Source organism: Paractinoplanes durhamensis (genome assembly GCF_016862175.1).
Lineage (GTDB): Bacteria > Actinomycetota > Actinomycetes > Mycobacteriales > Micromonosporaceae > Actinoplanes > Actinoplanes durhamensis.
In genome coordinates this window covers 97,180-109,807 of the sequence record NZ_BOML01000031.1, presented here as the reverse complement: position 1 = coordinate 109,807, position 12,628 = coordinate 97,180, and the positions used below count along the sequence as shown (strand labels likewise).

Here is a 12,628-nt window from a genome sequence, read left to right as displayed (position 1 = left end):
GATGTCAGATGCGGCCGAAGTCCTGGGTGTAGTACGGCGCGCCGCCGGCGGTGTACGCGACGCCGACGCCGACCGCGATGCTGCCGCAGTTGAGGATGTTGGCGCGGTGGCCCGGGCTGTTCATCCAGCGCGAGACGACCTCCTGGGCGGTGCGGTAGCCCCAGGCGATGTTCTCGGCCGAGGCGCCCCGCTTCGGGTAGCCGGCCGCGACCTCGCGGGCCACGAACGTGCTGCCGTTCGAGCCGGTGTGGTCGAAGAAGCGCTCGGCGACCATGTCGGCGCTGTGCGCCCGGGCCGCCTTGATCAGCCGGTCGTCGATGCGCAGGGCCGGGCAGCCCTTGGCGGTGCGCTGCACGTTGGTGAGGCGCACGACCTCGGTCTCGAGCTGCGTCATCGCACTGGTGGACACCTTCGGCTTCGAGGCTGCGCTGTCGGCGGCGAAAGCCGGGGCACTCGCGAGAGCGGGCGCGGCGACCAGGGCGGCGATGACGGCGGCGCGGCGAACGAAGCGCTTCAAAGTGTGTCTCCCTCGGCATGCGGTGTCTGGCGAGATACCGATCGGGGGGAAGCGCCGCGCGGTGAGCGGGTAAACCGACCCGCACCCCCGCCTCACCGAAACGCAACCGAGGCTCAGCGGTCGAGCCGGGCCCGGACCTTGCCGGTGTCCGGGTGGCGCAGGTCGGTCAGGATGCTCATCGCCTGCTGCCACGCCTCGCGGGCGGCCGCCGGAGCGCCGGCGGCCTGGTGGGTGTCGCCGAGGCGGGTCAGGGTGTCGGCCTCGTTGAAGCGATTGCCGAGCGTACGGAACAGGGTCAGCGCCCGCCGGAAGCAGTCGACCGCCTCGGCGTGCGCGCCGAGCCGGTGCTGGACGAAGCCGAGGCTGTCGAGGGTGTTGGCCTGGCCGTGCTCGTCGCCCAACTCCTCGAAGATCGCCAGCGCCCGGCGGCAGCTGTCCAGCGCCTCGCGGTCGTCGCCGAGCTGGGCGGTGTACCACCCGATGCTGTTGAGGGCGTGCGCCTCGCCGTTGCGGTGGCCGGCCTGCCGGTACAACTCGAGGGCCAGCCGGCCGTGGGCCAGCGACCGCTCGGGCGCCTGCCGCCGCTCGAAGAGGTAGCTCAGGTGGTGGTGGGCCCGGGCCTCGCCGGTCCGGTTGCCCAGCTCGCGGTACTGCGTGAGGCCGAGGTTCAGCTCGTCCTCGGCCTCGTCGAGCCGGCCCAGCCGGACGCTGGTGGTGCCGAGCTGATGGTGCGCCCGGGCCTGGACCGCCGGGTCGTCGAGGCGGACCGCGGCGGCGAGCGCGGTGCGGGTGACCGCGGCCAGCTCCGACCACAGACCGCGCCGGCCGAGCACGGTGCGGACCGTCCAGACCAGCTGCCACGCGTGCGCGTCGAGGCCGTGCGCGGCGGCGTGGTCGATGGCGGCCAGCAGGGTGGCGTGCTCGGCGGCGAACCAGTCGAGGGCGGCCCGCTCGTCGGCGAACGACTCGGGCCGCACCGCCGGCCCGGGCGCGGCCAGCGACACCGGGTCGCGGGCCGGATAGAGGCGCCGGTCGGCGGCGTACGCGGTGTGCAGGTAGTGGTCGAGGACGCGGAGCCGGGCGGCGTCGTGGTCCGGGTCGGCCGCGGCCAGTTCGGCGGCGTACGCGCGGAGCAGGTCGTGGTGGGTGTAGCGGCCGGGCCGGTGCTCGAGGAGCAGGGATGCGCCGGTCAGCTCGGCGAGCAGGGTGCCGCTCTCAGCCGGCGCGAGCGCGGCGAGCGCGGCCGCCGCCGGGGCCGCGATGTCGTGGCCGGGGTGCAGGCCGAGCAGCCGGAACAGTCGCCGGGCCGGGGCGGAGAGCGCATGGTACGAGTGCGCGAGCACCGCCCGCAGGTTGGTGTGCGGGTCGGCGCCGGCCAGCGCGTCCAGCCGGTCGCGGGCCCGGTCCAGCTCGCCGGCCAGGGCGGCGAGCGGCGCGGTGGGCCGGGCCGCGGCGCGGGCGGCGGCGATCGCCAGCGCCAGCGGCAGCCGGGCGCAGCTCTCGATGAGACCGGTGACCGCCTGCCATTCGTTGACGACCCGGTCCGCGCCGAGGCGCCGGCTCAGCAGCTGGGCGGCCTCGTCGGTGCTGAGCAGCCCGAGGTCGACCGGGTGCGCGGCCTCGGCCGCGACCAGGCCGGTGAGGGTGCCCCGGCTGGTGACCACGACCAGGCAGCCGGGCGTGCCGGGCAGCAGCGGCCGGACCTGGGCCTCGTCGAGCGCGTTGTCCAGCACGATCAGCAGGCGGCGGCCGGCCAGCTCGGACCGGAACAGCGCGGCGACGGCGTCCAGCCCGGCCGGGATCCGCCGGGCCGGCACGTCCAGCGCGAGCAGGCAGCGGCGGATCGCCTCGGCCGGGTCCATCGGCGGCTCGGCCGGGTCGAAGCCGCGCAGGTTGAGGTAGAGCTGCCCGTCCGGGAACCGGTCGGTGAGCCGGTGCGCCCAGTGCACGGCGAGGGTGGTCTTGCCGACCCCGGCCGTGCCGCGGATCAGCACGATCGCGCCGGGGTCGTCGGCCAACTCGTCGAGGCGGGCCAGGTGGTCGTGGCGGCCGACGAAGCCGCGCACGTCCAGCGGCAGCTGCCGGGGCCCGGATGGCGGTGGCGGCGCGCGGTAGGACACCATCGGCGGCACCGGGCGTTCCTCGTGCAGGACGCTCTGGTGGGCCCGGCGCAGCTCGGCCCCCGGACTGACCCCGAGCTCGTCGGCGAGCCGGTGGCTGACCCGGGCGTACCGGTCGAGGGCCTCGGCGGTGCGGCCGGCCGCGTGCAGTGCCCGCACGTAGGCGGCGGCGACCGACTCGACCAGCGGGTGTTCCTCGGTGAGGTCGGCGAGGGCGGCGGTGACCGTGGCGGCGTTGCCGGCCTCCAGCTCGGCCAGCGCCCATGCGGCGACCACGTCGAGCCGCTCGTGCTGCCAGGCCGAGCGGACCCGGCCGGCCCAGTCGCCGGGCAGCCCGGCCAGCGGCTCGCCCCGCCACAGCCCGACCGCCTCGCGCAGCAGCCGGACCCGGTCGGCGCCGGCCGCGGTGCTCCGGGCCCGGTCGGCGAGCCGGCGTAACCGGTGCAGGTCGATCTGGTCCTCCTCGGCCTGCACCTGGTAGCCGCCGCTGCCGCGGATCACCCGGACCGGGCGGCCGCCCAGCTCGGCCGCGACCCGCAGGGCCACCCGGATCCGGGACACGTGGGCGCGCATGGCGGTGCGGGCGCCGTCCGGCACGTCGGTTCCCCACACCCGGTCGACCAGCGTCGGCCAGGTGACCGGGCGGTTGGCGTCGACGACGAGGGCGGCGAGCACGTGGTGCTGGCGGGGTTGCAGGGGCGCGACCGGTTTGCCGGCCACCCGTATCTCGACCGGACCCAACAGGAGTAGCTCGGTCATGACCCCGCCCCCACGGTGCATATACACGGCGCCACAACGTTTTCACAACGCCGCACACCATCACAACCATCAATCATTTCGCGGGATGCTCATCGATGGACCCGGGGGCGGCAATGGGGACGAATGTGACCGCACGCCGAATCGTGGCGTGCCTGGCCGGACTAATACTGATCATGGCCGGGTTGCCCGGCAGCGCGGGCCAACTGTCCACCATGGCCGCCGCGGCAAATGACGAGCCGGCCGCCGCCACCCCGCCGCCCGACGGCTGCACCGGCACGACGACCAAGCAGGTCACGGTGACCGCCAAGGACGTCGTGGCCGCCGATCATCGGGTGGCGGTCGCACCGGCCGGCGCCACGATCGACTACCAGGGCGTCCGTCTCACGGTCGGGCCGGGCGCGGTCTCCTCGCCGATCGAGATCGGGATCAGCGCGCTGAGCTCGGCCGAGCTGCCGCAGATGGGCGACGAACTGGCCAACGTGACCGGCGGTGTCCAGCGCGGCTGGCGGTTCACCCCGCACCCCTACCGGTTCGCCGCGCCGATCGAGATCGCCCTGCCCTACGACCCGGCCACCGTCACCAAGGACTTCCGCCCGCAGGACGTCTACTCGTTCTTCTTCGACGATCAGGCCGGCTGCTGGAAGGCCCTCGACCGGGTCCGGGTCGACGAGAAGAACCACCTGGTCGTCTCGCGCACCGACCACTTCACCGACATCGCGAACGCGGTGCTGACCCTGCCCGAGTATCCGCAGGGCACCTCGTTCAACCCGACCCAGATCAAGGATCTGCAGGCCGCCAACCCGGCGACCGGGGTCACCATGATCAGCCCGCCCGGCGCGACCAGCACCGGCGAGGCCCGGTTGTCCTACCCGATCGAGGTGCCGGCGGGGCGGGCCGGCGTGCAGCCGGACCTGTCGATCGGCTACCACTCGGCCGGCGCCAACAGCTGGCTCGGCCAGGGCTGGGATCTGACCGTCCCGGCCATCACCGTGGACACCCGGTGGGGCGTGCCGCGCTACGACAACGGTCTGGAGTCGGAGACCTACCAGCTGGGTGCCGATCAGCTCGCTCCGGTCGCGAACCGGGGGCCGCTGGTCGCCCGTACGGCGGAAAAGGTTTTTCATCCCCGGGTCGAAGGCTCGTTCGCGAAGATCATCCGGCACGGGTCGGCGCCCTCGGCGTACTCGTGGGAGATCGTCGACAAGTCCGGCACCCGCAGCTTCTACGGCGGCACGCCGCAGTCGACGCTCGCCGACGACGCCGGCCACATCTTCGAGTGGGCGTTGCGCGAGGTGCGGGACACGCACGGCAACGTGATGCGGTTGCAGACCGTGATCCAGGAGGACGCCGGGATCACCGGTGGTAGCGTGCCCGGCCGCAACCTCTACCTGCAGAAGATCACCTACACCGGTACCGCGAACGCCGACGGACCCTACGCGGTCACCTTCATCCGCGACCGGGAGCTCGAGGAGGCGCGCCGCGGCGACGTCTCGATCGACGCGCGCGGCGGCTTCAAGCGGGTCACCGCCGACCTGCTGCGCCGGATCGAGGTGACCCTGGACAGCCTGCCGATCCGGGCCTACGACCTGGACTACACCACCGGCGCGTTCGGCAAGACGCTGCTGAAGTCGGTGACCGAGCTCGGCGACGACAACCTGCCGTTCGTCACCCACTCGTTCGGCTACTACGACGACGTGCGCGACGGCTCCGGCGCGTACCAGGCGTTCGATCCGGTGTCGTGGACCTCGCCCGACGATGACGTGCGCAACGCCGCCCTCGGCGCGGTCGGCGGCGGCGAGGCCGGCGCCCTCAACGCGAACAGCAGCACCAGCGCCGGCGGCCACCTGTACGTCGGCTTCGGCCCGACCCGCTCGAAGACCAACTCGACCGGCATCAAGGCCGGCTTCAACAGCACCACCGACACCGGCCTGCTCGCGCTGGCCGATGTGGACGGCGACAACCTGCCGGACAAGGTGTTCACCCGCGACGGTTCGGTGGTCTACCGCAAGAACCTGTTCCGGCCGGGCGGCCAGGCCCGGTTCGCCGACGAGGTGCTGCCGCTGCGCAACCTGCCCGGCATCTTCCGGCAGAACAGCAGCTCCTCGACGGTCGGCGTGGAGAGCTACCCGGGCGGCGCGGCCGTCCAGCTCGACCACGTGGACACGTTCACCACGACCACCCGCTACCTCGCCGACGTCAACGCGGACGGGATCACCGACCTGGTGGACGGCGGCACCGTGCTGTTCGGCCGGATCGGCGCGGACGGTGCGCCGGTCTACGGGCTCTCGTCGGAGACGCCGGTGCCGATCGGGTCGGCCCCGGTGGACGCCGCCGGGCTGGTCGGGGACCTGACCGCGGACCGGCAGCGGGAGATCGAGTCGCACCCGCTGGTCGACACCGTGCGCCGCTGGGTGGCGCCCTACGACGGCACCGTGGCCATTTCCGGCGGAGCGCGGCTGACCGGCGAGCCGGCGGACTACGCCAAGGCCGACGGCGTGCGCGTCGCGATCCAGCGCGAGGACAGCGAGCTGTGGGCAACGACGATCGGGGCGACCGACCACGGGACGCACGATCCGTCCGATGTGGACGCCGTCACGGTCAAGCGCGGCGACCGGCTCTACTTCCGGATCCAGTCCCGCTTCGACGGCGCCTTCGACCAGGTCGCCTGGGATCCGCACATCGCATACCCCGGGTTGCCGGCAACCACCGACGTCAACGGCCTTGATGTGTACGGCTACCAGGCTTCCACCGATTTCACCCTGGCCGGCCGCGCGAGCACGGTGACCGCACCCACCGACGGGACCCTGCACCTGGCCGGCGCCCTGACCAAGAAGGGCGCGACCACCGACGACGTCACCGCGGTCATCACCCGGGACGGCCAGACCGTCTTCACCGGCACGCTCGCGGCCGCCGACACCGGCTCGATCCCCGTCGACCTCGACATCCCGGTCACCAAGGGGCAGGCGCTGACCTGGCGGGTGCACACCGACTCGCCGATCGACCTGAGCCAGATCTCGTGGACGCCGACCGCGTCCTATCCCGGCTCGTCGATAAACGCGCCCTACGACATCGACACCTACACCGTCGACGACCTGACCGCGCCGCAGGCCGCGTACGTCGCACCGGCGACCGGCGACCTGACCGTGCGGCCGGCGGTGACCGGCGACGGTCGCACGGTGCTGACCGTCAAGAAGCGGGGCGCGCTGCTGGCCAAGAAGGTGGTCGGGGACGGCGACCTGGTGGTTCCGGTGACCGAGGGCGACGAGCTCTTCTTCGACCTCAGCACGCTCGACGCCGCGGTGACCGGCGGCTCGGTGCAGGCCGGCCTCGATCCCGCGGCACTGACCGACGCCCCGAGCGCGCTCCACCGGGCCGCGGTCGAGGGTGCCTTCCCCCGCCCGTACCGCGGCTGGGGGGTGATCGGCTACAACGGCAACGCCGCCGGGCCGATCGCGCAGAACAGGCTGGTCATCGACGAGTCGTGGACGGCCGACCTGCCGTCCTCGGTGGACCCGCAGGCGCAGAAGGACGAGTTTGCCGCCGACCCGAGGGTCAGCCCGCCGGACGCGTTCCCCTACGCCCCCGACCCGGCCGGCAACCGCTGGGCCGCCGACGACCGTACCTGGGCCGGCCCCGGCACCGCCGCCAGTTCCCGGCTCGGCACCGAGGCGATCGCGGTGCCGGCCGCGGGCGACTTCGCCACCGTCAACGCCGTACCCCGGCTGTCCCGCTCCACCCAGATCTCGCTGACCGGCGGCGTCTCCGGCGGCATCGGCAGCCTGGGCGGCAGCATCGCCACCGGCGACAGCACCGCCGAGCTGGACTACCTCGACCTCAACGGCGACGGTTTCCCGGACGTCATCGGCGCGGGCGGCATCCAGTACACCGACCCGACCGGCACGCTCGGCGCGACCCGGGCCACCCTGCCGGACGGCGACGTGCGGCGCACCGCGACCGAATCCGGCAACGCCAGTGCCGGCAGCGCCGCCCGCACCATCACCACCGGAAGCGGCCACGCGGCCCCGCCCGCCGATGCCACCGCCAACTCCGCGCAGACCGGCAACGACATGCCGCCGCTCGGCGTCGGCGGCAACCTCGGCACCGGTCGCTCCGACACCGCGTTCGACCTGCTCGACATCAACGGCGACAGCCTGCCCGACCGGGTCTACGCCGACGGCCGGGCCGCGCTCAACCTCGGCTACCGGTTCGCCGCGCCGGAACCGTGGCCGGGCGGCAAGCTCAACGCCGGCGACAGCACCAGCAGCGGCGCGAACATCGGCTTCAACACCGACTTCTACGGCTTCGCCGGTGGCGCCTCGTTCAGCACCAGCCACAGCTCGACCAACGCGAGCCTGGCCGACGTCAACGGCGACGGCCTCGCCGACCGGGTGTTCGCCGGCAACCCGATCCGGGTGGCGATCAACACCGGGTCCGGCTTCGCCGAACCGCAGCCGTTCGCGGGCGGCCCGTCCGGCGTCAACGACGACGCGAACGCGCAGCTCGGCGGCGGCGCGTACATCACCTTCCACGCCTGCTTCTTCATCATCGCGGGCTGCGTGATCATCAACCCGGGCGCGAGCGTCAGCACCGGCGTCGGCCGCACCGAGCAGGTGCTGCGCGACATCAACGGCGACGGGTTCGCCGACCAGCTCCGCTCGACCAGCGACAACCAGCTGACCGTCGCCGAGAACACCACCGGCCGCACCAACCTGCTCAAGACGGTGAGCCGGCCGATGGGTTCGCGGATCGACCTGGACTACACCCGGGCCGGCAACACCTTCGACCAGCCGCAGTCGCAGTTCACGCTCAGCCGGGTGGCGGTCGCCGACGGCCACGCCGGTGACGGGGTGGACAGCCAGGTGACCACGTTCCGCTACGGCGGTGGCGTCTACGACCGGCTCGAGCGGCAGTTCCGCGGCTACGGGTCGGTGGTCACCGAGCTGCGGGACACGGCCGATGCCGTCTACCGGTCCACCACCCGCACGTATGCGACCGACAGCCACTACACCCGCGGTCTGCTCACCGCGACCCGGACCACCGACGCCGGCGGGCGGGTCTTCCAGGAGACCGCCCGCAGCTACCAGCTGCGGGCGACCGCCGGTGGGTTCTTCCCCGCCCTGGTCCGTAGCGACGAGCGCTACTTCGAGGGGCAGGCGACGGCCGGCAAGTCGACCTACACCGAGTCGAGCTACGACGACGTCGGCAACGTGGTCCGGCAGTTCGACGCCGGGGACGCGGGCACCGCCGACGACGTCGAGACCAAGACCCGCTTCACGTACGAGGACACCGCCTGCCGGGCGACGAACATCGTCGGCGAACCCAAGTCGGTCGACGTGCGCGGCGGCGGGGTGCTGATGCGGCACCGGGAAGCCACCGTGGACTGCGCCAACGGCGACCTCAAGCAGTTCCGGGCCTACCTGGCCGACGGCAGCGTGGCCACCACCGACCTGCTCTACTTCGCGGACGGCAACCTCAAGTCGGTCACCCAGCCATCGAACGCCCAGGGGCAGCGGTACAAGCTGACGTACGCCTACGACCCCGCGCTGGCCACCTATGTCACCTCGACCACGGACAGTTTCGGCTACACGTCGACGGCCAGTTACAACCTGAAGTTCGGGCAGATCGAGACCAGCACCGACGTCAACGGGCAGCAGTCGCGGACCCTCTACGACCGGGTCGGCCGGCCCGACACGATCACCGGCCCGTACGAGACCGCGTCCAACCACCCGACCGTCGACATCGAGTACCACCCGGAGGCGGCCACCCCGTACGCGGTCACCCGCAACATCGACCGCAACGCCGACGGCACCATCCGCACCAACTCGATCGACACCGTCGTCTTCACCGACGGCCTCGGCCGGATCCTGCAGACCAAGAAGGACGTCACGCTCGGCGGCGTCGAGGCGATGACCGTGTCCGGCCGGATCGTGCACGACTTCGCCGGCCGGATGGTCGCCCAGTCGTACCCGGTCAGCGAGGCCAAGGGCGTCCTCAACACCCGCTTCAGCACCAAGGTCGACACGATCGCGCCGACCCGGCTCGACTACGACATCCTCGACCGGCCGACCCGCACCGTGCTGCCGGACGGAACGGTGACCACGGTGGCCTACGGCTTCGGCGCCGACCGGGCCGGCACCACCCAGTTCGAGTCGGCGACCACCGACGCGAAGGGCGCGGTCACCCGCACCTACAGCGACGCCCGGATGCTGGAGACCGCGGTCAAGCAGGCCGGCATTTGGACGAGTTACGCCCACGACCCGCTCGGTCAGGTCACCGCGGTGGTCGACGACAAGGGCAACACCACCCGCAGCGCCTACGACAACCTCGGCCGCCGGACCCTTGTCGACAACCCCGACACCGGCAGGACCAGCATGGGGTACGACCTGGCCGGCAACCTGGTCAAGGAGGTCACCGCCGTCCTCGCCGCCGAGCGGGACGCCATCACCTACGCCTACGACTACAACCGGCTCACCGGCATCGACTACCCGTCCGACGACGACGTCGGCTACTACTACGGCGCGCCGGGGGCGGCGGACAACGGTGCCGCCCGGGTCACCAAGGTGGTCGACGCGGCCGGCACGGTCACCCGCGGTTACGGGCCGCTCGGCGAGCTGACCGCCGAGACCCGCACCGTCACCGAGGGGGTCTCGAAGGCGACCACCTACACCACGAAATACCAGTACGACACGTGGAACCGGGTCCAGCGGATGACCTACCCGGACGGTGAGGTGCTCACCTACCACTACGACAGCGGCGGCCTGGTCGACAGCGCGATCGGCAGCAGCACCTACCTCGCCAAGATGGAGTACGACGTCTTCGGCCAGCGGACGCTGATGCAGACCGGCAACGGCGTGCGGACGGCGTACACCTACAGCGCCGCCGACCGCCGGCTCGCCACCCTGCAATCCAGCCAGGCCGACGGCACCACCTTCCAGAACGCCAGCTACGGGTACGACCAGATCGGCAACGTCACCTCGATCGCCCAGACCGCCGGGCCGCTCGGCGGGCTCGGCGGGACCGGCGCCGAGTCGTTCGGCTACGACGACCTCAACCGGCTGACCACCGCGCAGGGCAGCTACTTCCCGGCCTCCGGCAAGACCGACCAGTTCCAGCTCACCCTCGGTTACGACAGCATCGGCAACATCACCGGCAAGAACCAGACCCACGATCTGGTCACCGGAGGCGTGGCGGCCGCGGTCAAGGACACCAGCTATCAGTACGCGTACGCCTACAACGGCACCCAGCCGCACGCGCCCAGCTCCGCCGGGCCGTTCACCTTCAAGTACGACGCCAACGGCAACATGACGTCACGGTCCGGCCCGGGCAAGCAGAAACTGCAGCTGACCTGGAACGACGCGAACCAGCTCGCCTGCTCCGGCAGCAGCGGGTCGGCTACCGACCTCGTACTCGTAACCGCTTCTTCGTCGTCTTCTTCCTGCGAGACCCGTTATGTGTACGACGATCAGGGCAACCGGGTCGTCAAGGACGGCGGGTCGAACGATCTCGCCGTCTACCCCAACCAGAACTTCACCCAGCGCAACTCGACCACCTACAAGCACGTCTTCGTCGGCAGCGACCGGATCGTGTCGAAGGTCGTCCAGACCGGCGCGCAGTTCTACTTCCAGACCGACCACCTCGGCTCCACCGCGTACGGCACCGACGGCACCGGCAAGGTCGTCGAGCACAACCGGTACCTGCCGTCCGGCGAGAGCTGGGCCGCCGAGCGGACGACCGCGGCCCCGAGCCCGTACGGCTTCGCGGGCAAGGAGCTGGACACCGAGACCGGGCTCTACTACTTCGGCGCCCGCTACTACGACCCGCGGACCGCGGTCTGGCAGACGCCCGACCCGATGATCGGCAGCTACCTCGACGGCGCACCGGCCGGCGGCGTCGGGAACCCGGGCAACCTGTCCGCCTACACCTACGCCGGGAACAACCCGGTCCGGCTGGCCGACCCGGACGGACGCTGGATCACCATCGCCGCCGGAGCCGCGATCGGCGCGGTGATCAGCACCGGCTTCGAGGGCTACGCGCAGTACCGGGCGGGCGAGTTCAGCGCCCGAAGACTGGTCGGCGCGGCGGCCGGCGGCGCGGTCAACGGCGCCATCGAGGGCGCCACGCTCGGCGCCGGCTTCCTGGTCCGCGGGCAGGTCGCCGGGGTGGCCAACGCGGTCGGCAGCAGCGTCACCCGGACCATCACCGGCGAGGCGCAGAGCCTCGACCAGACCAAGGCCGACTACGAGAACGGCGTCATCTTCCACGGCCTCGGCACCGCGGCCGGCAAGGTCGGTGGCAAGGTCATCGACGCCGCGAAGTCCCGCTTCTTCGGCAAGACCGAATCGGCGGCGGCATCGGCGGAGACCGCGGGCGGCCGGCTCGGCTGCAACTCGTTCGCCGCCGACACCCCGGTGCTGCGGGCCGACGGCTCGACCACCCGGATCGCCGACCTCAAGCCGGGGGACAAGGTCCTGGCCACCGACCCGGCCACCGGGAGAACGTCGATCCGGACGGTCACCGAGACGCACGTCAACCTCGACACCGACCTGACCGACGTGACCGTCCGGGACCGCTCCGGCGCCGTGCAGGTGGTCCACTCGACCGCCGGTCACCCGTTCTGGGACGGCACCCGCAAGGCCTGGGTGATCGCCGCCGACCTGCGGCCGGGCGAACGCCTGCGGACCGCCGACGGCACCGAGGTGACCGTCGTCGGGGTCCGGTCCAAGCTCGCCGGGCAGGACATGTTCAACCTGACCGTGAGCGGCGTGCACACGTTCTACGTGCTGGCCGGCGCCGTCCCGGTCCTGGTGCACAACGCGAGCTGCTCCACCAACGCCGAGATCCTCGGCGCGGCCATGGTGAAGGCGGGGATCGCCCGGCCCGCCGAGACCGCGGCGCACCACATCGTGGCCAGCGGCGCGGTGAGGGCGGATCCGGCCCGGCAGGTGCTGAAGAAGTTCGGCATCGACGTCAACTCGGCGGAGAACGGCGTGTTCCTCCCGCAGAACCTGGGTTCGGCCAACCCGACCGGAGCGTCGGCGCACTCGGTGATCCACAGCGGCTACTACTACGACTACGTCAACGATCTGCTGTCGAGGGCGAAGAACGCGACCGAGGCGCAGGCGGCCCTGGATCAGGTCCGCCAGCAGTTGAAGGACGGCCGCTGGCGCTGAACCGGCCCGCACCCGGATCGCACATCGACCGCACCCGAGTCGGGCGCCACGGCCGCTAAACC

At 72.1% G+C, this 12,628-nt stretch carries 3 protein-coding genes; 1 reads left to right on the top strand and 2 read right to left on the bottom strand.

Annotated features, from left to right (window positions below; translation table 11 throughout):
- Positions 1-4: 4 nt before the first annotated feature.
- Both Adu01nite_RS18215 and Adu01nite_RS18210 read right to left on the bottom strand, forming a co-directional pair.
- Positions 5-517, bottom strand: a complete 513-nt coding sequence (locus Adu01nite_RS18215; protein WP_203728082.1) for a CAP domain-containing protein — start codon at positions 515-517, stop codon at positions 5-7.
- Between the two features lie 113 nt (positions 518-630).
- The gene (locus Adu01nite_RS18210) at positions 631-3,396 is read right to left on the bottom strand and encodes an AfsR/SARP family transcriptional regulator (RefSeq protein ID WP_203728081.1); all 2,766 of its coding nucleotides are present in this window, start codon (positions 3,394-3,396) and stop codon (positions 631-633) included.
- 125 nt (positions 3,397-3,521) lie between these two features.
- Between Adu01nite_RS18210 and Adu01nite_RS18205 the strand changes: the two genes are divergently transcribed.
- Positions 3,522-12,566, top strand: coding sequence for a SpvB/TcaC N-terminal domain-containing protein (locus tag Adu01nite_RS18205; protein WP_203728080.1), 9,045 nt, complete (start codon positions 3,522-3,524; stop codon positions 12,564-12,566).
- Positions 12,567-12,628: the final 62 nt, after the last annotated feature.